Genomic DNA, 20,754 nt, shown 5'->3' on the forward strand with positions numbered 1-20,754 from the left:
GGGCACAACGATCCCTCACGCTGCATCATCGCGGCGTTGGGGAACACTGGGGTTGCCGAGGAATATAGCGCCAGGGAGGAGGGGGGTCGATTAGCACAAATGGGCTAATGGCACGTAGCCATCCGTCAGCGGTTGGCACCCAGTCGCAGGCTTTCGACGACCTCCGAGAGTGCTTCCGTTGAAGTCGATTCTGCCCCGGAGCTTTCAGCTCGAGGGAGCTGCCGATACTCGCTGGGTGTACACCCGACGAATTGCTTGAAGGCACGGGCAAAATAGGAAGGGTCCTTGAACCCGACTTCGTAACCGATGCTGGTGATGGGCATCTGGCTGTTGTCGAGCAGCTCCCTGGCAAAGTCCATCCGTTTGCTCAGGATGTACTCCATGAACCCCACGCCATTGACTTCCTTGAACAGGCGGCTGAAGCGAAAGGTGGTCATGCCGCAGCGCTTTGCCAGTTCTTTCTGGTCGATGCTGTCGCGTAAGTGCTGGTCGATGTAGAGCAATACGTTACTGAGCGCCTGGTGCTTGTGGTGTTCTGCGGTCAGCCGGATGCTGTCCGGCAGCGACGGGCCATGTTCGATCAGTGGCTTCTTGGCATGAATATGAGTGCTGCGGCGCAGTTCGCAGAGTTGCTGCAGTGCGTGCAAAAAGCGGCTTTTTTCGCTATTGCACAGGGGCAGCACGATGTACTCCCAGACACGCGAGCGCATGGCCCATACGGCAAGCTCCTCGGAGTGCTGTACGGTGAACATGGCGATCGGTATCGAGGGGGACTTGTGCTTGATCTCCAGCAGCAGGTTGAGGCCAGGCATGTCGGGGCGGTCATAGTGAATGCAGACCATGTCTGGCTGGCGCTCCGCCGCAAGCTCGGACAACGAGGCGTTCTTGGCGATACGGCATTCACAGGTCGGGCGAAAATGCGCGACCAACGCCTCGGCCGATCGATCCCGGGTGCGATCGAACCACAGCAGAAATGGCGGGTTGGCCGATTCAGGTTTCATCTTCTCATTCCTTCCTTGCTTCTGTTTTCTCAACCTCGCCGGGCAGTCAGCGCTGCAAAATAATCCTAGTGTTCAATAAAAAACTCCTAACCCCTCGTTATGTCTCCTGACTAGGATTCAAACAGGCGGCACACTAAGTCTCCGCCTCGGCCAATAGAACTTAGATGAGGTGAATAAAATGAATCTGCAATCGATCAAAACGTCGGTGCTGAAATTCATCAAGGACGAAGAAGGCCTGACTATTGTGGAATACGCGGTAGCGGGTGGTTTGATTACACTGGGTGCCGTGGCCGCTTTCGTGACACTGGGGGGTAACGTGAGTACCGCCATTACCAGTTTGGGTTGTGCAGTCAAAGGCACTCCCTGCTAGTGCCACAACACGCATCGTCGGCCCCGCCCGGAGCGCAAGCAGCTTGCTAGCCTCTGGGCCGTGGCGGCGACGAACACCTGGCCACAGGCTGAGGGACGTGTCGCGAGGATAAAAACGCATCATATGGACTCTGCCTGGTTGGTTAACCATGATCCCGTTCGGACAAGGTGGAGTCTTCTCAGCCGCGGCGCTGCAGGCTAAAGGCCTGCGTGCCGAGCCCCCCCAACAATCCAGTCTCTTGGCGCGTCAGACTTCACTGTCCTGGCCCCGCTCCTGATATTTCTTCCTCGTTGACCAGTATCGTCGTTGTGTTGCCTGCGAGCAGATCAAATCCTGATAAGAAAACGCTGGCTTAGACCGTATTGGCGAGATTTTTTTCTCGGCGTATTGGCACTGTTTCGGGTCTTTGCAGGGTAGCGGGAAGCGACCGAGTTTCGCCTGCGATTAGGTTGCAGCGTTATGTAAGTTATTTCCTATTGATCGCTTGCGTTAGGGTTTCAGACGGTGTGCTTAGTGTTTTTTTCTTACGCGGTTAATACCGCAAAAAACTCGCAAAAAACTCCTAGCGTTGAGCAAAAAACTCCTAACCCCTGGGTTGTACTACTGACTAATGTTCACCCAGGCAGTACGAAAAGTGCTGCTCTAAAAAAACAAACTGAATGAGGTGAGCAAAATGAATCTGCAATCGATCAAGACGTCGGTAGTGAAGTTCCTCAAAGACGAAGATGGCCTGACCATTGTGGAATATGCGGTGGCGGGTGGGTTGATCACCCTGGGCGCGGTCACCGCATTCACCACGCTGGGAACTAACGTAAAAACTGCCATTACCAGCCTGGGCTGCGCAGTCACAGGCAAAACTTGCTAACACCCCACCGTCCACAGAGGGTTGCAGTCATGAGCATGGAGCAATCAGTCGCAATTGCATCGTTGCTGGGGCTGCTGGGTATAGCGGTGCTGAGCGATCTTCGCCATCACCGTATACCCAACCTCTTGGTCTTGCTGGGCTTGGGTCTGGGTTTGGCCGGCCAGGTTTACACCTTGGGTGTCATCGGGTTCGGTTATGGGGCGCTGGGCATGCTGATCGGTTTTGCCGTTTTTCTCCCGATGTATGCCTTTGGGGGGATGGCGGCCGGTGACGTCAAATTAATGGCCATGGTCGGCGCCTTTCTTACTCCGCTTGACGCCCTTTGGGCCGCGCTGTTCAGCCTGATAGCCGGCGGTCTATGCGGAATATTGATTGTCCTCGTGCGTGGTCAAGTACAGCAGACCATGGGGCGCTACTGGCTGATGTTGAGAGCCAGGGCCTATTTCTCGCCAGCGGTTGATGAAGTGGCAGGCAAGCCCTTTCCCTATTCAGTCGCAGTCCTGCTCGGCACTTTGACCAGTGTCTTCTGGCTGCCCTTCGGCCAGTAGGTCAGGAGAACACTATGTACGCCATCAGCAACAGCAGCGTCACTCACGATGAGCGCGAACAAGTCGTGCAGCGGTTGGCGCCACAGCCACGCACCATCCGTGAAACCGGGCTGGCGGACAACTTGCTCGGTGATCTGGTCTGCAAGCATCTGCACGATGCCGGCGTGCTGGACATGTCGCGGCTGGTGGAACGCCTGGCACTGACAGGCGCGGTACTTGAAGAAATACTGACCTTCCTGCGCAAGGACGGTCGGGTCGAAATTCTCGGGCAAGCCGGTGGTCAAGCCTTGCGCTACGGGCTGACTGAACGCGGTCGCAGCGCCGCCCGTGATGCATTGGCGCGCAGCGGGTACATCGGTGCGGCACCCTTTCCGGTGAGTAACTATCGCACGCTGCTGAAAATGCAGACCATTCACCACGGTCGTATCAACGCCCAAGACATGCAACAGGCCTTTGGCGGGGTGGTCCTGGCGCAAAGCATGCTCGACCAACTGGGGGTGGCGCTCAATTCTGGCCGCGCAATCATGATTTACGGGCCGGCGGGCACTGGCAAAACCTATGTCAGCAGCCGCCTGATTCGCCTGTTTGATGAAGCCATCTGGGTACCACATGCCATTGCGATCAACGATTCGGTGATCGAGATTTACGATCCGCAGGTACACCGGCGCCTGGGTGGCGACGATGAACTGCAGAACAATCTGCTGCTCGATGAAGGGGTCGATCGCCGGCTACTGCGCTGTGAACGCCCGGTCATCATTACCGGCGGCGAGTTGAGCATGGACCAGCTGGATGTGCGCTACGACCCTTCCACGCGTCAGTACCAGGCACCCTTGCAGCTCAAAGCCAGCAATGGCCTGTTTGTCATCGATGACATGGGGCGTCAACGCATGTCGCCGGCCGAGCTGTTCAACCGCTGGATCGTGCCGATGGAGGAGAAACGCGACTTCCTCAACCTCGGCGGTGGGCGGCACTGTGAGCTGCCATTCGACCTGATCCTGGTGTTTTCCACCAACCTCAATCCGCTGGAGCTGGCCGACGAAGCGTTTTTACGGCGCATTGGCTACAAGCTGCAGTTCGGTTACCTGAAACCCGAAGAATACGAACGCATCTGGCGCCAGGAGAGTGAGCGACTGGGTGTTTCTTACGATCCGCAGCTACTGCATTACGTGCTGCAGGAGCTCTACGGCGTTGAAAACATGCCGCTGGTGCCTTGCCACCCACGTGACCTGTTGAACATGGCCATCGACCGTCAGCGTTACCTGGGCGGCAGCGGGCCGTTATCGGCGCAGGAACTGGAGTGGGCATGGCACAACTATTTCGTACAGCTCGACTTCCTTGGATAGATAAGGAGACACCGCCATGAGTTCTCGTACTTTCATCTTGATTGCCTTGTCCGTGATCCTGGGGTTGGGCGCCGCGTGGATGGCCAACACCTGGCTCAGTGCCCGACTCAACGCCAGCCCCGACGATAATCAGCAGAACGTGGTGGTGGCCACCGTGGAAATCGCGTTCGGGCAAATGGTCGAGGCGCAGCAGGTGACGCTGGTGCGCATGCCCAAGGACACGGTACCCGACGATGCCTTCGATGCCATCGACAAGGTCGTCGGCAAGATCGCCACCTTCTCCATGTTGAGCGGCGACATCGTGCGCGGTGCGCGTGTGGCCGAGCACTTGGGCGGGAGTACGCTGGCCTCGCTGATCGAACCCAACAAACGCGCGATTTCGGTACGCGTGGATGATGTGGTGGGGGTGGGTGGGTTCCTCTTGCCGGGTAATCGGGTCGATGTCCTGGCGACCAAGCAGACAGGTAACACCGGCAACGCCGAGTCCCGCACCATTCTGGAGGACTTGCGGGTACTGGCCGTGGACCAGACCGCCAGTACCGACAAGACCCAGCCGGTGGTGGTACGTGCAGTCACCCTGGAAATGACCCCCGATCAGGCAGAACTGCTGGTCAAGGGCATGACGGACGGGAAGCTGCAACTGGCCCTGCGCAATCCACTGGACAACAACAAACTGCCCGCGGTCGCCAAGCCAGTGGAGCTGGCCCAGGTTGCGCCAGTGCCACCGGTCAAGCAGATCGTCCAGCGCAAGAGCGAACCTGGCGTAAGTGGCATCACGCTGATCCGCGGTATCGAAGTCAAACGTGTGAACACCCTGTAGCTGACAGGCGCAACCGTTGAAGGCATCGCCCGCCAGGTAGCGTCGTCGCTTGGCGGTGGTGGGCGACGGCACCCTGCAGATCAAGGTCGGCAGAACTCTGGAGGGCTTGATGATGAGAGCACGTATCCACCAACCACTCCGTGCGTTTCCAGGGCAACAGCGCGGAACGATTATTGTACTGGCGGTGATCGCCATGGCCGCCATCTTGTTGATGGGGGCTCTGGCGCTGGACGGCGGCCATATGCTGGTAAACAAGGCCCGGCTGCAAAATGCTGTCGATGCCGCAGCCCTGAGCGGGGCCAAGACGCTCAGCGAGGTGCACGGTGCGACCGGTGCCGCCAGCCTCACGCAAGCCGCTGCCCTGGACACACTGACACTTAATGCCAATGCCAGTGGCAACAAGGAACTGGCCAACGCGGTTGGTAATAATGCATCCGGCTTCGCCACGGTGGAGCTGTCTGCCAGTGTCTATGGGCCTTTTTCCTTTCCGGGCCCGGCCAATGCGAGCTATGTACGGGTATCGGTCGCCAGTTACCCGCTGAGCGGTTTTTTCTGGGGCATGCTGAAGGCAATCGGCGACGGTGTTGCCCCGAACAAGGCCGTGGCCGCGGTGGCCACCGCCGGCCCCAGCCCTGCCAGCCCTTGTAATATCACGCCGCTGATGGTGTGTGGCGACCCGAGCAAGAACGACCCCGCTGCCGGGATGTTCTGGGGGTTCAAGTACGGTGATTTGCAAGTGTTGAAAACGGCGGCGAACAACAGCTCGGCAATCGGCCCCGGCAATTTTCAGCTGCTCGACTTCGGCTCGGGTGGCAACACCGTGAGGCAAGGCCTGGCGGGCGGCATCAATCAGTGCAATAGCGTCGGCGACAACGTCCTGACCAAACCGGGCAACACCGTCGGGCCTGCCTCGCAAGGCCTGAATACGCGCTTCAACCAATATTCAGGTGGCCTCAGCGCAGCAGAGTATCCGCCGGACCTGGTGATTACGGCCAACGACAAGTCGTTGACGTACACCGGTACACCGGAACAGATCCAGTACAACAATCAGACCATCACCTCGACCAATGGCAACCTGGTCACGGCCAGTGGTGAAGCCCTGTACGACTACAACGACTGGGTACGGGCCTCTGCCGCTTGTGTTGCCGGCACAGGCGGCGGCTGCCTCGGCAACGGCGCGTTCGAGCGGCGGATTCTGAAAGTGGTGATCGGTAATTGCTCGGGCAAGAACGACGGGGCGTCGTCGATTCCGGTGTTGAGTTTCGGCTGCTATTACGTGATGCAACCGGCCAATCAACAGGGCAACTCGGCGCAGATATTCGGCCAGTTCGTCAAACAGTGCGAGGGCGACAATGTGCCCGGCCCCAATCCTGTCAACGACGCCGGCCCGCAGATCATTCAGTTGTACAAAACCTATATCGATAACAGCCAGACACCGAGTACCGACTCTTAGGAGGCCTTATGGGACACCGTGGACGCAAGCCGCCGAAGGCCCAGCGTGGGCTGGCGATGGTGGAAATGGTGATTACGCTGCCGCTGCTGTTGCTGATGCTGTTCGCCTTCGGTGAGTTCGGGCGCATGTTGTTCCAGTACAACAGCCTGATGCAAGCCAGTCGTGATGCCGGACGTTTTGTCGCCGGCCAGGCCTGGAATGCAACCTTGGGCAAGGTCGAAGTGAGCGACGCGCTTCGCGCCCAGGCCCGGAGCGTCGCGGTGTACGGCGTGCCGGCCAACCCCAACGGCTACCCGGCGGTGGTACCGGGGCTGACCACCGGAAATGTCTCGGTGACGGCGGTGGGCACTGATCACATCCAGGTCAGTATCAACTACACCTTCTTGCCGGTGATCGGTAGCGCAATCCCTGCGTTCTATGGCCAGAGCGAACCGCTTGGCCTGACGTTGACCTCTACCGTGGTGATGAGGGCCTTATGATGAATCTCAAGCGTATGCGCGGTGTGTATGTCGTTGAGTTCGCGATTACCAGCCTGGTGTTTTTCACCTTGCTGTTCGGCGTGCTGGAAATGGGTCGGCTGTACTTCACCGTCAACGCGCTGAATGAAAGCGTACGCCGCGGTGCCCGCCTGGCGGCGGTGTGCGATATCCACGATCCGGTCATTTTGCGTCGGGCCATTTTCAATGCGGCCGGTAACAGTGGCACGAGCAGTCTGATCGGCAACCTGGCCACGGCCAACCTGAACCTGGTCTACCTGGACGAGGACGGTGCGGTGGTCGCCAGCCCCGGCGATCTCAGCGGCGCCAGCGGCTTTCGAGCCATTCGCTACATCCAGTTACAGCTGAGCAACTTCACCTTCAAGCTGTTGATCCCCGGGTTCGGTCAGGGGTTCACCCTGCCGGTGTACAGGTCGACCGTGCCGCGTGAAAGCCTTGGTCGGCAACCCGAGGCGGGAGTCACCCCGGAGATTACGCCATGCTAAATACCAAAGAAGCTCCCGTCGCCAGCGTGACTGAAAAAACAGGCATGCGCCTATTGATCAGTGGACGTGACGTGACTGCGTTGAACCATCTGAAAACGTTGAGCCAGTGCCTGCCCAACCTGAACGTCAACACGCGCCTGGTCAGCAACGGTCACACCGACCCGCTGTATGGGCTGGAGCAGATGCCTGATCTGTTGCTGTTGCGGGTCAGCCACTTGTGGCGTGAGGAGCTGGCGGCCCTGCTGCAGCATCCGCTCAAAGAGCGACCGCCACTGTTGGTCTGCGGCCCGCTGGATGAACGTGAAGGCATGCGCATGGCGATGCAGGCCGGCGCCCGGGATTTCTTGCCCGAGCCAGTGGCGGCTGACGACCTGCAGGCGGCAATCAACCGCATGTTGCTGGAGGTCCATGCCGAACAGGGCACAGGCGGCAAGCTGGTGGCGGTGATGAATGCCAAGGGCGGATCGGGCGCCACCATGCTGGCCTGTAATCTGGCCCATCAGCTGAGCATCCGCGGTGGCAGAACCCTGTTGCTGGACCTGGACCTGCAGTTTGGCACGGTGGCCCACTGCCTGGATGTACTGCCGACACACAGCCACATGGAAGTGTTGAAACAGGTCGACGAGCTGGACAGCATCGCCTTGCGCGGTTTCTGCAGCCACTTCAGCCCGACCCTGCATGTCCTCAGTGGCCGTACGGGTGAACTGTGCCTGTCGCAGGATGTGCGCCTGGAGCAACTGGAAAGCCTGTTGCGGCTGGCGCGCAGTACCTATGACTGGGTGGTGGTGGATTTGCCGCGGCAAATCGACCACCTCACAGGCGTCACGCTGGAGCAGGCGGACCGGATCTACATCGTGATGCAACAGAGTCTCAGCCACCTGAAAGACGGCACGCGCCTGACACGCATCCTGCGCGACGACTTGGGTGTGCAGGGCAATCGCTTGCAGGTGGTGGTCAATCGCTACAACAAAACCTCGCCGGTCAGCCTCAAGGACATTACCGAGGCCCTGCGCTGCACCGACGTGCAGAAGCTCCCCAACGACTATTCGGTGGTCAGTGAAAGCCAGAACAGCGGTGTACCGCTGGAGGTCCATGCGCCGCGTGCAGCCGTGACTTTAGCCTTGCGTGAGCTGAACCAGAACCTGATCGGGGTGGTGGCCAGCGAGCGGGGGCTGTTTAAACGTACCTTTAGCCGTTTGTTCGGAGGGTAAGCCATGCTCAGCGACTTTCGTAATCGCCTGCGTCAGCATGCCGGCAAAAATGCTCCGGCAGACGCTCAGGATGTACAGACCGGCAGTGAAAACTGCGCCAGTGTGCTCATGGCCTGGGAGGCCGCCATACCGGACGTGCTCTACGAAACCCGGACCAAGCTCAATCAGGTGGAGACCGAGTGGCGGGAGAAGATCTACCAATTACTGCTCAAGGTCATGGACCTGTCATTGCTCGATTCCCTGGAGCCTGCCGAAGCGACGCGGCAGATCCGCGAGATCTGTCAGCGCCTGCTCGACGAGCACTCGGCGCCGGTCAGTGCCAGCAGCCGTCAAATGATCATCAAGCAGATCACGGACGAAGTGCTTGGCCTTGGCCCCCTGGAACCGCTGTTGGCCGACCACAGCGTGTCCGACATCCTGGTCAACGGGTTTGACTCGGTGTATGTCGAGCGGTTTGGCAAGTTGCAGAGAACCGATGTGCATTTTCGCGACAATCACCACCTGCTGAACATCATTGACCGTATCGTCTCCAGCCTGGGCCGGCGCATTGATGAGTCGTCACCGCTGGTGGACGCCCGGCTGAAGGACGGTTCCCGGGTCAACGCCATTATCCCGCCCCTGGCCATCGACGGGCCGAGCATGTCGATCCGGCGCTTTGCCGTGGACCTGCTCAACACTGAGAGCCTGGTGAAAATGGGCACTCTGACGCCCTCCATTGCCCTGATGCTCAAGGCAATCGTTCGTGGCCGCATGAATGTGCTGATCTCGGGCGGTACCGGCAGTGGCAAGACCACCATGCTCAACGTGCTGTCCAGCTTCATCCCGCACAACGAGCGGATCGTTACCATCGAAGACTCGGCCGAGTTGCAATTGCAACAGCCCCATGTGGTACGCCTTGAAACCCGTCCCGCGAATATCGAGGGCAGGGGCGAGGTGAGCCAGCGCGAACTGGTGCGTAACAGCCTGCGTATGCGCCCTGACCGCATCGTGATCGGCGAGGTGCGTGGCGCCGAAGCGCTGGATATGTTGACGGCGATGAACACCGGACACGACGGTTCGCTCACCACCATTCATGCCAACACCGCGCGCGACGCCCTGGGCCGGATCGAGAACATGGTCTCGATGACCGGTGCGACCTTTCCGATCAAGGCCATGCGTCAGCAGATAGCTTCGGCCCTCAGCGTCGTCATCCAGCTGGAGCGTCAGGAGGATGGCACACGGCGCCTGGTCAGCGTCCAGGAGATCAACGGCATGGAGGGAGAAATCATCACCATGACCGAGATTTTCGCCTTCGTGCGCAACGGTATTGGTGAGCACGGTGAAGTCCTCGGTGAATTTCGCCCCACCGGCATGGTGCCGGCGTTTCGCGATGTGCTCGCCAGGCGCGGTATCGAGCTGCCGCTGAGCCTGTTTCGGCCTGACTGGATGGAGGGGTAAACATGAGCCAAATTCCCAGTGAGTTTATTCTGGCGTTTCTCGGCATGGTGTTCACCGCCATGTTCCTGCTCAGTCAGGGCCTGGCGGTTCCGGTGTTTGGTGAGGCCAGCAAGGTACGCAAGCGTATCCGCAGCCGCCTGAACCTGCTGGAAACCGCCAACAACCAGGTGAACATGCAGTCGGTGCTGCGCCAGAAATACCTGCGCCGCTTGTCACCGTTGGAAGCCCGTCTGGAGCAGTTGCCGGCGATGGAGTCGCTGGCACAGATGATCGAGCAAGCCGGGCATGACTATCGCGCCTACCGGGTACTGTTGCTTGGGTTGGTCCTGGCGCTGGCAAGCGGGATCTTGGCTTGGCTGTTCAGCCAACTCTGGTGGTTGGCGGTCCCTGCGGCCATGCTGGCGTTCTGGCTGCCGGTGCTGAAGATATCCCGCGACCGTGGCAAACGCTTCGCCCAGTTCGAGGAAGGCCTGCCCGATGCACTGGATGCGATGTGCCGGGCGTTGCGTGCCGGTCATCCGTTCAACGAAACCCTGCAGTTGGTGGCCGAGGAGCACAAGGGGCCGGTCGCCCATGAGTTCGGCCTGACCTTCGCCGATATCAACTACGGCAACGATGTGCGTCGGGCCATGCTCGGCCTGCTCGAACGCATGCCGAGCATGACCGTGATGATGCTGGTGACCACGGTGCTGATCCACCGCGAAACCGGCGGCAACCTGACGGAAGTACTGGAACGGTTGAGCAGCCTGATTCGTGGGCGCTTTCGTTTTCAACGCAAGATCAAGACATTGTCGGCCGAAGGGCGCATGTCGGGTTGGATACTGGTCTCCGTGCCTTTTGTATTGTCTGCGGCGATTGTACTGTCCAGCCCGACGTACCTGCCCATGCTGCTCAACGAACCCCTGGGCCAGAAAATGGTGATCGGGGCATTTGTGGCGATGCTGATCGGGATTTTCTGGATCCGCAAAATCATCCGCATCCAGGTTTGAACATCGCCAGGTGTCGAGGAGGGGGTCATGAACTATCTGCTGAGTCTGATCAACAGTGCGGTGGGCGACGAGCAACTGGCGCGCCTGTTGTTCGCGGGGGCCATCGGTTTGAGCGTAGTGCTCGCGGTGGCAACGCTGGTGTTGCTGGTGCAGGGGTTGCAAGACCCGGTACAGCGCCGTCTTTTGCTGATTAAACGCGGTCATGGCGGGGAGAGCTACGGGCAAAGCGCGCCCAGCAACCTGCAGCTGTTGCTGGAGCAAGTCGGCCAGCGCTTTTCTTCGGTAGAGGAGGGCCAGCCCTCGGCGACCCGAACGCTGCTGACCCATGCCGGCTATCGTTCGCACGCAGCGGTGCAGATGTACTGGGCGATTCGCCTGTTGTTGCCATTGGCCATGGTGGGCCTTACGGTGCTGGCATTGCCGCTGATTCCAAAACTGTCGCTGACCGTGGGCATCGTCGTGCTGATCACGGCGCTGGGTGTGGCGTGGCTGTTGCCGTCCATTTACGTCAACGCGCGCAAACAGGCACGGATGACCCGATTGCTCGTCGCCTTCCCGGATGCCCTGGACCTGATGGTGGTGTGTGTCGAGTCGGGCCTGGCCTTGCCCCAGGCGATCGAGCGGGTATCCGAGGAAATGGCGGTCAGCCAACCCGATCTGGCCGTGGAGCTGGCGCTGGTCAATTCCGAAATCCGCGCGGGGATCCCCAGTACCGAAGCGCTCAAGCGCCTGGCCGAACGTACCGGCCTGGAAGACATTCGCGGGCTGGTCAGCTTGCTCGCGCAGAGCATCCGCTTTGGTACCAGTGTCGGGGCCACCTTGCGTATCTACGCTGAAGAGTTTCGCGACCGGCGTACCCAGATGGCGGAAGAGAAAGCGGCTAAGATCGGCACAAAACTGATGTTCCCACTGATTTTCTGCCTGTGGCCGAGCTTTTTCCTGGTGGCTATCGGCCCAGCAATCATTGGCGTGTTCAAGGTCTTCGGAAAGCTGTAAGCAGAGGCGGGCAAGCCTCAACGACATGGGGCCTCTGCCTCCAGCGGGTAAACCCGCTGGAGGCAGAGGCCCCATTGCTGTTAAGGGTTACTTCCTCTGTCCGCCGGAGTACTCCTTGTAGAACGGAGGGATGGGATGTTTGTAACTCTCCAGCCAGCGTTGCAGGCTCAGGTCGCGCTCGCTGGCCGCGGCTGTTTGCCGGATAGGCGAAGCGGCCTGACCGCGAGACTGCAGCAGTAACCAGGCTTCGGTTTCCTGCTGTTGTGGCGATGAAGGACCGGGTTCGATGGCCTGGGCGGCGAGCGGAAGAAGCAACAGTCCCAGGCAGCTGAGTATGTTCTGTTTCATCACTACCTCTGCGTTGTTGGCGGATTGACACCGGATGGCGACGGATCGAGCACCGTTGCTACCCGATCACTGGGTACTGCTACGGCCTTGGCCGAACTTTTGAGTTTTTCGGCGCGTACCTGGGCTTCGCTGACTTGCTCGGGGCTCAAGCCCATGCGACTGACCAACTCCGAGGCTTGCTTCCAGTTGCCTTGATAAATCAGCAAGGTCACCAGGTTGACGGCCGCCAACTGATCGGACTGCTTCAATTCCATGGCGGTAATGAACTCGAAACGTGCCTCTTTGAGTTTCAGTTGCTTGAGGTAGACCACGCCCAGGTCGTTGCGAATTTTCTCGTCAGTGGGGGACAGTTGCGCGGCCCGCTGCAAGTGCTTTAGCGCCTGCTCGGTGTCGGTGTGCGCGGCGGCCAACTGGCCCAGGCCGTGTTCCCCTTCGGCGGCGAGGCAAGTCCCCAGCAAACTGCGGTACAACGGCTCGGCCTCGTTTTGCCCAAGCATGCGGTAGATCTTGGCCTTGCGCAGGCGCACGGCCGCGAGGTCAGGCGGCAGGTTTTGCAGATTGGCCAAGCCTGCGTGCAACTTGCCGTCACTGATCATGTCATCGGCCATGCTCAGCGACAGCTCCTGATCCGGGCTCGGCTTGGCGCACGAGGCCGAGCCCATGCCCGACCATCGTGCGCCTCCATCGGTGGCGCAGCCGCTGAGCATCACCAGTCCCAACGCCGCAATCATTGTCTTCATGCTGTGCTCCTGCAATGTCCTGGTGCTCATTTCGACAAGCCGCTGAGCTTGTCGAAGTTACCGTCTTCGAGGAAATACATACGGAACCAGTTCGGGTCGTAATTACGCAGTTTTTCACCCGGCAATGTAGGCAGTCGGGCACCCGCCGCCAGCGGTTGTACCAGGCGCGGGGTCACGATCATCAGCAGCTCCTTTTCCTCGCGACTGATGGTGGAGTCGCGAAAGAACGCCCCAAGAATCGGAACGTCGCCCAGGCCAGGGAACTTGCTCACCGATGAGGTATTGGTCGAACTGATCAAGCCGCTGATCACGAAGCTCTCACCGTCAGCCAGGGAAATACTGGTGTCAGTGCGGCGCACCCTCAACCCGGGAACGATAAAGTCCTGGATCCTCACGCCGTTTTCATAGTCGAGTTCACTGACTTCCGGTGCCACCTTCAAGGCGATGCGATCGCGGCCAATGATGGTTGGCGTCAGGGTCAGGCGAATCCCGAACTCTTTGTACTCAATGGTGACCGTGTCGCTGCCACTGCTGGGTACCGGGATAGGGATCTCGCCGCCGGCCAGGAAACTCGCACTCTGACCACTCAACGCCACCAGGCTCGGACGCGCCAGGGTGTAGGCAAAGCCACTGCCTTCGAGCGCGTTGATCAAGCCAAGCACGTTGCCGCCACCGAAACCGATATTGAAACTGCCGTTATCCAGCGGGATACGGGCTGCCGTGTTGCCAAGCTGGCCGGGCGACACGGTCACCAGGGGGACGGTGCCGGGGGAGCCAAACAGGAAACTGCCGCCTTTGCCGAAGATCGACGTGCTGGCCTCTTTCAATTTGGTACGGCTGACCTCGACAAAGCGGATATCGGTCTGTACCTGGCTGGGCAGCGTTGGGTCTTCCGAGGGCGGCATCACCGTGCTCACCAGCGAACCGGCCCCTTTGCCCTGGACAAACACCATGCTCTGGCGAGGTGAGCTGGAACATGCGGTCCAGACCATCAGGCTGGTAGCGCCGGGGGCAATACCGGTCACCAGGAAGTCTTTATTGTCATTGAGGTGCACGTCGGCGATTTTCGGATCGCCGACAGCCAATCGAGTGATGGCCACATCCGAGCTCATCACCGTTTGCATGCCTTCACCGACTTCGAGGACGGCGGGTAGGGGGGCTAGTGTTGCACAGTTGCCGGGGGCTGCCAGGGCCATGCTGGCAGGTAATCCAGTGAAAACCAAAGTCCACGCAGCTCGCTTGAGTACTTGCACGTAATCATTGTTCATTCACTGCTTCCTTGTCTGGTTTAGGTCCGCTTGTACGGATCGTTCACACCTATTGGTCGCCTGGCGATCCCGAGAGGGGACTGCTCTTTTGGTTTGAATAACTGTCGTTGTTATTTGACGTTAGCGCAGAAAGGTCAAAATGCTATGAATTGTAAAAAAACGATTTCCAGTAGCGCCCAGGCCACCCTAAACAGGAGGAGCAGGGGGGCTGTGGCTATCCACCAAAGCCCTTTTTATGCTCGTCACTTATAACTCAACTAAATAGTTATTTAGTTGAGTTATATTTTAAGTTTATAAGAGAGCAGGGCAGTAGAGTGCTTTCCGGCTCAGTCGTGTTCAACGGCCGCGTGGGGAAACTCCTCGCGCAAGGCCTGATTCAACCACTCGATAAACCACAGTGCATCTTCCGAAAGTGGTTGTTGCGGTGTCAGTACTTGATAGGTTTCAAGTGCGACCGCCGCATCGGTACAGCGCATCAGGGAGCCGTCTGCCAGCTCATGCTTGACCAGCACATCGGTCGCCAGAGCAATCCCATGCCCACGTCGGGCCAGGTTCAAGGCAATGTCGTTGCTCATGTGCGAGGCATTGGACCTGACCTTGAGCGTTAACTTCAGCGCCGCGAACCAGCTGGTCCACCAGGTACCGTCGTCGACGTGGATCAGGTCACAGGTTGGCAGGTCCTGCACCTGGAGGGTTTCGCGCTGCAATTTCGCCAGGTACGCCGGCGAACAGACCGGGAAAACTGCAGGTTTGATCATGGTCAGAAATACCCCGGCGTGTTCACCTGGCAAGCCATAGCCAATACCCAGGTCGGCTTGACGGGCATCCACCGAAGTGAACGAGGCGTTGGGTTCGATGGCCAGCTTCAGGCCCGGCCGCAGGCTGCGCAAAGCGTCGATATGCGGCGTCAGCCAGCGCGAAGCGAACGCCGGCACGCAGAGGATGCGCAGCCAGCGTTCCTGTTGCCGGCATGCGATCTTCGAGCCGGCATCGGCCAGTATCTTCAGTGCCAGGGTCGCTGCCTGATGCAACTCAAGCCCGGGCGCGGTGAGGGTAACGCCGCGTGGTGTGCGCTCCAGCAGCTTTACGCCAAGCCAGTCTTCAAGGTTTTTCACGTGCCGGCCGATTGCGGGCTGGGTCACGTGCAGGGCCCGGGAAGCGGCGACATAACTGCCCAGGCGAGCAGCCGCCTCGAAGGCACGAATGGCATTGAGCGGAGGAAGCCGGTCGCTTGGCATGGCATTCACTGTTGTTAGTTTTTTTAATATCGACCGGGACTTTATTGTTCTTTTCCAGTTCCGGCAAGTTGATAAGCTTGAAAGCGACTGGCGGAAATTCATTGAAAGTCGAGGAAGCGCTGATGTTACGCAGAACAATAAAAAAACAATCCACCCAGGCTTTTTCGGTGCTGGCACTGGCCATCGCCACACTGGGTTTAACTCATAGCAGCGCTAGCCTGGCAGCTGTCGCCCAAGCAGTAGACTGCGGCGTTCCGGGGCTGAAAGTCTGCCCGCAACCCTACGACGAAACGCTGCCCGATCCCCACAACATGCTGACCTGGGACCAGGCCACGCGGGTAGTGGGTTTTCGTAATACCTACCGCCTGTACGAAGGCGATGTATTCAGTAACCAAGGCGCCACACCATCGCCGTTAGCACCGGCCGGCAGCCCGATGCCAGCCATTCACTATGCAATGAACGGCAATAACTACAACATCGATAACTACATCGCCAACCAGAACGTCACCGGCCTGTTGATCCTCAAGGACGGCAAGATTGCCTACGAGTATTACGGCAAGGGCAATACCGAAAATACCCTGTGGACCTCGCGTTCAGTGGCCAAGTCAGTGGTCAGCGTGCTGGTGGGCGTGGCGATAAAGGAAGGCAAGATCAAATCGGTGGACGACAAGATCACCCTGTATATCCCTGAACTCAAAGGCACGGCGTGGCAAGACGTAACCTTGCATCAACTGATGCAGCACACCTCAGGCGTGATCTGGGATGAAAACTACGCATCACCTGACTCCGATTTTTCCCATATGACCCAGTGTGAGGCCAAGCCTGCGCCATACGACTGCGTGCTCAACCTGGTCAAATCGGTCAAACGCAAACCCGGGGTCAAGCCGGGCGAAGTCTGGTCCTATAACACCGGCGGCGCCTGGCTGGTGGGCCGCGTGCTGGAAAACGCCACGGGCATGACCATTGCCAAGTACCTGGAAAGCCGCGTGTGGAGCCGTTACGGCATGCAGCAGGATGGCATCTGGCACGCCTTGGTCAAAGACAAGGTCGACATGGGCGGCCACGGTTTCAACGCCGCATTGCGTGACTGGGGCCGCTTTGGCCAGTTTGTGCTCAGCGGTGGTCAGCTGCCATCCGGTGAGAAAATACTGCCGGATGACTGGATTGCACGTTCGACGCACTGGACGACTGCCAAGGGTTCGGTGACACCATCGGCACCTAATGGTCAGTACGGCTATCAATGGTGGTACTCGGCGCCGGCACCGGACGCCAATGCCGAGCCGAAGAAAACCGCCACCAGCGAGCAAACGTTCTGGGCGCTGGGGATTTACGGCCAGACCATCGCAATCAATCCAGCGGAGAAACTGGTGATGGTGCAGTGGTCGACCTGGAAGAACGCAGAGACACCAAGCTCGCTGTATGACGAGCAGGCGTTGTTCGTGAATGCCGTGAGTCAAGCGCTGGGCGCCGAGCACTGAAGTCGTAGAGGCTGGAGTCGGGTAGTGGCAGGATTGAAATCTGTCCTGCCACCACCCGCGTGCTTCTATAGATGACTACGCATAATGTATATTATGTTAAATAAGGTGCTATGTCACAGATGTTCATGAATGTCCAATCCCACATACCTCCGGTCAAATCCCCACAAACCCCCGTTTCCCAGAAATTCAAAAGCTTGGGTTCCATTCATAATCCTATCTCCGCGCATGGCCCTTCACTAACCTCCGGTTGACCCCACCCGACCCTCAACCCCATTCGACCATGACATCCACCATGGCAATGCTGCAGCTTTCTGCTACAGGTTAAAGGAGCCATCACTCATTCTAGCCCCCTGGTTCTGTCATGACTCGGCCGTTCATCCCATTCCCGATTTTCCCTCCCTACGTTTACTGGAGGCCAAATCAGCTTCGATCCTTTCCTACGAATCTAGCTGTGGCTGATCGGCTAGCCCAGATAGATTCGGCAGCCCATCCCTTCATCAACATCTGGTACGTCGACAGGTATGTGAATTGGATTGCTCACAATTGGGGTGCAGAAAATCCTCACCGCCAGTACCACAGCTGCATTATGGGTCTGGAGAAAATGCTCAATTGGAGCTTTGCTCATGGCCTGTCACTCGTTGACTGGCGCCGCAAAGACTTTGAGAACTACGCAGAGTTTGTGCTCAACCCGCCAAAAGCTTGGGCTGTGTACGGCAAACAGGCTCGCTTCGTGCAGGAACCCGGCGTCGCATTTGAGGGTTGGTCTATAAACCCAATCTGGCGGCCGTTCCTTGATTCCAGATCAATTGGTGATGACGGCGAAATCGAGAAAAATGTCTGGAAGCGAGAGATTCGCTGCGCGACGCAGTTTCTGGATTTTTACCTCAAGGATACTTCAGCCTCACGTGAAAACGTTGCCGCGCAGCCCCTTGCTGATCTTGCTTTCAAGCAACCCAAGGCAATCGGTTTTTTGACCGATGCTGAGCTGGAATGGGTCTTGAAGTCACTTCCAAATTTCTTGGGCGTGCATGAATTCCGAATAATTGAGATGTACCTGATCATGGCTAGGTACTCGGGCCGCCGGCTCTGGAGCGTCATGGGAACCGCCAGGTCGCCCAGCCATCTCGATCAGTTCAATCGTAGGTCGGACGGACGTTGGGTTGAGCTTCGCTCAGCCAAGGATGGCTGGCTGCCGTTGTCGCCCCATTTCGATGAAGTCTTTGGTCGTTACCTGCGTTACCTGAATATTGATCCGCTCCACCCTCTCCCATCGATTCCAATTTTCCCCAAAGACGATCGGAGTTCTTACTATCCCAAAGCGCTGGGACGCATCCTTGTTTCCATCAGAGACGCTCTGGCAGAAAGCGCAGCTGGGTCTGATGATCCAGAGATCTCCAGTGCCTCGGAAAAGATTCGCGGTTTGACGGTTATGTTGGTTAGTCGCAAGCCTGTTCCTGAGTGAGAACTGCTATTCGCATTCTGATGGATGCATCGCTACCGACGATCCACACTTATGCTATGACCCCTGCCCGGTTTATGGCCACCGCACCAACTCCAGCTCCTTGAGCCGGATGGCCATCGCCGAATCCGAGACGCCGAATTGCTGGGCAAGTGACACCAGGTTCTGGTTGTTGAAGCGGGTGCATCGCGCCAGAGCCAGTTCACGTTCTCTCGACTCTTTTGGGGCGTAGAGGAGCCGATCCGGATTGTTGGGGTCGAGGTGATAGGCAATCACGTCGCTGAAGCGCAGCTGCCCCTTGCAGCAGAACATAAATTCGAACCGTTCCCTCACCAGCTTTTGAGGCATGAGGAAGCAGGCCGCGAAGCGATCGGCTTGTCGCTCTGCGGGTGCACGTGGCGTTTGCAACGGGCTGCCATCAAACGCGCGGTCACGATGCATGACGGTGTCCTCATGCAGCACAAGATGGCCGACTTCATGGGCCCCCGTGAAGAGCTGAACTCTGCCACCAAACTCGGTCGCGACAGCGATCTTATTGGATTGACGGTCAATCAGGCCCGCAATGCGAGTACCGGTTTTATGCCGGTTGAACTGGGTGTCTCCCAGGGTGGGATATTCGTGATAGTCGTAGCCGCAGACCATGGCGGCGATCCGGGGGCTGCGCATCATCATCGGTGGAATTTCTTGATCTGGCCACAGGTACCGGCGATCACGGTAAATCTGCATGAGCAGGTCAGTCGCTGCTTTCTCGATTGAAGCTTCGTTCATGGCAGAACACCACATGTAGGCTGTTAAATACAATTTAGCCCAATATGTAGTGGTTTCAATATGTGGCTAACCCACCATATGGGTTTTCAGATGAACGGTGGAGGGGGTTGGCACAACAAATAAAGTGATTTCATTTCGCCATCTTTAGGTTCGCCCTGCTCTAGGTTGTGTGCGAGGATTCGGCTACGGCGGTGGCCAATGAGGGCTGATGTCGCCCGCTGTAGCGTTGGGGGCCATCGAAAGGATTACCGGAGGTTTGACAAAAAGCATGGCATTGGATGTTGCGTTCAGCATTGAGGCTGGAGACTTTGTCGATCCCGATCGAGCCTATGACCTGTTTTGGGCAGGTGTTATTACCAATAAGCGAGCCTTCGTTTGCCCTGGAGCGGACTGTGCAGCCCAGGTGACCTGTGCGAATTTGGACAAGGACGTGCAGAGCATGCGGGTCGTGCCGCACTTCAAGGTCTACGGAGAGCATAGTGAGGCGTGCGGGATCATCAACGGGAAGGCGATCGACCTTGAGGTTGAGCCGAGCGGCCCCGACAGGCAGGAGCGCAAAACCGTCGATGAGTCCATTGTTGACGTGTTCAAGCTTGATCGGCCCGACTCGTACTATGACGAACCGACTCAGGATCCCAGCGCTGATGTGCATGTGGCGAAACAACGCGCTAGAAACACAAGGCCTTACACGACCAAGCTGGGTGAATCGGGGATCGTAGGCCCCATTTACTCCGTGCGCTCTGTAGTAAGCCGGTATATCCGATATCGATCCGACAACACCTTGGAGTTTCGCCGGCTCAATATTGCCGGCCAGGACGTGGCCTACGACAGCATTTTTAAATGCATCTGGGAGCAGGATCTGAATGACCTCCCCGACCACCCTGTCATTTACTATGGGTGGGCCTACATCGATCGCACTAGAAAAAATGACGCGTACCGGATCAAGTTCAAGAAATGCTTGATGCGCGGAACCGAAAGCCTGACGACCTCAAGCTTCGTTTCGGACACGCTCGTCGAGCGCTACAAACTCAAAAACCTCATGGCTACCAGGCTTGCAAAGATCTCCCAGCAGCCCAAGCCCACTGCGTTTGTGTTTCTGTACGGACAACCCACAGTACGGACGTCACAGGGGACGAGCTACGCCAATTTCGAGCTGAAGAACTTGGACATGGTTGACGTTAACTACGACTGCCCATTGCCTTCCAAGTACGACAAGTAGCTAGTGAAGCCTGAGCCACCCGAAGCGTATGCCGATGGTGGTTCGGGCCTGCCATGGATGCTAAGCGAGCGCTAACGGCTCAGACTATTCCGGGAGAAATAGTCCTAGGGCGTCCAGGCTGAGGGGCCTATCGAATTGGTTTGTATCCACGCTACAGCTCCAGCATCGCCCGCCTGCTGGCACAAGAACAGCCCCATGCTTCACGTCTGCACTCCCCTCGC

At 58.2% G+C, this 20,754-nt stretch carries 21 protein-coding genes; 15 read left to right on the top strand and 6 right to left on the bottom strand.

Translation table 11 applies throughout. The features are described from left to right. Nucleotides 1-125 precede the first annotated feature (125 nt). Nucleotides 126-1,001, bottom strand: a complete 876-nt coding sequence (locus JV241A_RS23385; protein WP_115086649.1) for a response regulator transcription factor — start codon at nt 999-1,001, stop codon at nt 126-128. A gap of 178 nt (nt 1,002-1,179) precedes the next feature. Between JV241A_RS23385 and JV241A_RS23390 the strand changes: the two genes are divergently transcribed. The 12 genes from JV241A_RS23390 to JV241A_RS23445 all read left to right on the top strand — a co-directional run bounded on the left by JV241A_RS23390 (nt 1,180) and on the right by JV241A_RS23445 (nt 12,015). Continuing rightward, nucleotides 1,180-1,371: a Flp family type IVb pilin gene (locus tag JV241A_RS23390; protein ID WP_115086648.1), complete on the top strand. Its 192-nt coding sequence runs from the start codon at nt 1,180-1,182 to the stop codon at nt 1,369-1,371. A 673-nt stretch (nt 1,372-2,044) separates the two neighbouring features. Then, nucleotides 2,045-2,236, top strand: coding sequence for a Flp family type IVb pilin (locus JV241A_RS23395; protein ID WP_038995325.1), 192 nt, complete (start codon nt 2,045-2,047; stop codon nt 2,234-2,236). A gap of 29 nt (nt 2,237-2,265) precedes the next feature. Beyond that, the gene (locus tag JV241A_RS23400; protein ID WP_115086647.1) at nt 2,266-2,784 is read left to right on the top strand and encodes a prepilin peptidase; all 519 of its coding nucleotides are present in this window, start codon (nt 2,266-2,268) and stop codon (nt 2,782-2,784) included. A gap of 14 nt (nt 2,785-2,798) precedes the next feature. Next, nucleotides 2,799-4,127, top strand: coding sequence for an AAA family ATPase (locus JV241A_RS23405; protein ID WP_115086646.1), 1,329 nt, complete (start codon nt 2,799-2,801; stop codon nt 4,125-4,127). Nucleotides 4,128-4,143: 16 nt separating this feature from the next. After that, nucleotides 4,144-4,947, top strand: a complete 804-nt coding sequence (gene cpaB / locus JV241A_RS23410) for a Flp pilus assembly protein CpaB (RefSeq protein WP_134064691.1) — start codon at nt 4,144-4,146, stop codon at nt 4,945-4,947. Nucleotides 4,948-5,056: 109 nt separating this feature from the next. After that, nucleotides 5,057-6,400 carry a TadE/TadG family type IV pilus assembly protein gene (locus JV241A_RS23415; RefSeq protein WP_166675741.1) on the top strand — a complete coding sequence of 448 codons (1,344 nt, stop codon included), beginning with the start codon at nt 5,057-5,059 and terminating at the stop codon, nt 6,398-6,400. A gap of 8 nt (nt 6,401-6,408) precedes the next feature. Beyond that, entirely contained in the window at nt 6,409-6,879 is a 471-nt protein-coding gene (locus JV241A_RS23420) for a TadE/TadG family type IV pilus assembly protein (RefSeq protein WP_115086644.1), read from the top strand. Beyond that, nucleotides 6,879-7,382 (top strand): TadE family protein, encoded by a 504-nt coding sequence (locus JV241A_RS23425; RefSeq protein WP_115087106.1) that lies wholly within the window; start codon nt 6,879-6,881, stop codon nt 7,380-7,382. Before JV241A_RS23420 ends, JV241A_RS23425 begins: the two co-directional genes overlap by 1 nt. Beyond that, nucleotides 7,376-8,593, top strand: coding sequence for an AAA family ATPase (locus tag JV241A_RS23430; RefSeq protein WP_115086643.1), 1,218 nt, complete (start codon nt 7,376-7,378; stop codon nt 8,591-8,593). Before JV241A_RS23425 ends, JV241A_RS23430 begins: the two co-directional genes overlap by 7 nt. A 3-nt stretch (nt 8,594-8,596) precedes the next feature. Next, nucleotides 8,597-10,030: a CpaF family protein gene (locus JV241A_RS23435; RefSeq protein WP_115086642.1), complete on the top strand. Its 1,434-nt coding sequence runs from the start codon at nt 8,597-8,599 to the stop codon at nt 10,028-10,030. Between the two features lie 2 nt (nt 10,031-10,032). Continuing rightward, complete coding sequence (locus tag JV241A_RS23440; protein WP_115086641.1) at nt 10,033-11,019, top strand: type II secretion system F family protein; 987 nt, start codon at nt 10,033-10,035, stop codon at nt 11,017-11,019. Nucleotides 11,020-11,046: 27 nt separating this feature from the next. Next, the gene (locus JV241A_RS23445) at nt 11,047-12,015 is read left to right on the top strand and encodes a type II secretion system F family protein (protein WP_134064693.1); all 969 of its coding nucleotides are present in this window, start codon (nt 11,047-11,049) and stop codon (nt 12,013-12,015) included. 87 nt (nt 12,016-12,102) lie between these two features. On the opposite strand, the gene JV241A_RS23450 is transcribed toward JV241A_RS23445, so the two are convergent. The 4 genes from JV241A_RS23450 to JV241A_RS23465 all read right to left on the bottom strand — a co-directional run bounded on the left by JV241A_RS23450 (nt 12,103) and on the right by JV241A_RS23465 (nt 15,609). Beyond that, on the bottom strand, nt 12,103-12,363 hold the full coding sequence (locus JV241A_RS23450; RefSeq protein ID WP_115086639.1) for a DUF3613 domain-containing protein: 261 nt from the start codon (nt 12,361-12,363) through the stop codon (nt 12,103-12,105). 2 nt (nt 12,364-12,365) lie between these two features. Beyond that, nucleotides 12,366-13,103, bottom strand: coding sequence for a tetratricopeptide repeat protein (locus JV241A_RS23455; RefSeq protein WP_115086638.1), 738 nt, complete (start codon nt 13,101-13,103; stop codon nt 12,366-12,368). 26 nt (nt 13,104-13,129) lie between these two features. After that, a complete protein-coding gene (locus JV241A_RS23460; RefSeq protein WP_115086637.1) occupies nt 13,130-14,371 on the bottom strand; it encodes a type II and III secretion system protein family protein in 1,242 nt (413 codons plus the stop codon). A gap of 326 nt (nt 14,372-14,697) precedes the next feature. Next, nucleotides 14,698-15,609, bottom strand: coding sequence for a LysR substrate-binding domain-containing protein (locus JV241A_RS23465; RefSeq protein ID WP_134064695.1), 912 nt, complete (start codon nt 15,607-15,609; stop codon nt 14,698-14,700). Here JV241A_RS23465 and JV241A_RS23470 point away from each other — a divergent pair. Both JV241A_RS23470 and JV241A_RS23475 read left to right on the top strand, forming a co-directional pair. Continuing rightward, nucleotides 15,603-17,087 (top strand): serine hydrolase, encoded by a 1,485-nt coding sequence (locus JV241A_RS23470; protein WP_240047896.1) that lies wholly within the window; start codon nt 15,603-15,605, stop codon nt 17,085-17,087. The genes JV241A_RS23465 and JV241A_RS23470 overlap by 7 nt on opposite strands. Nucleotides 17,088-17,448: 361 nt before the next feature. Then, on the top strand, nt 17,449-18,549 hold the full coding sequence (locus tag JV241A_RS23475) for an integrase (RefSeq protein WP_240047897.1): 1,101 nt from the start codon (nt 17,449-17,451) through the stop codon (nt 18,547-18,549). A gap of 72 nt (nt 18,550-18,621) precedes the next feature. On the opposite strand, the gene JV241A_RS23480 is transcribed toward JV241A_RS23475, so the two are convergent. Next, the gene (locus JV241A_RS23480) at nt 18,622-19,314 is read right to left on the bottom strand and encodes an ImmA/IrrE family metallo-endopeptidase (RefSeq protein WP_134064697.1); all 693 of its coding nucleotides are present in this window, start codon (nt 19,312-19,314) and stop codon (nt 18,622-18,624) included. 208 nt (nt 19,315-19,522) lie between these two features. Here JV241A_RS23480 and JV241A_RS23485 point away from each other — a divergent pair, with 208 nt between their 5' ends. Continuing rightward, the gene (locus JV241A_RS23485) at nt 19,523-20,533 is read left to right on the top strand and encodes a hypothetical protein (protein ID WP_240047898.1); all 1,011 of its coding nucleotides are present in this window, start codon (nt 19,523-19,525) and stop codon (nt 20,531-20,533) included. Nucleotides 20,534-20,754: the final 221 nt, after the last annotated feature.

The sequence above is a fragment of the Pseudomonas sp. JV241A genome (genome assembly GCF_900275665.1).
GTDB lineage: Bacteria > Pseudomonadota > Gammaproteobacteria > Pseudomonadales > Pseudomonadaceae > Aquipseudomonas > Aquipseudomonas wadenswilerensis.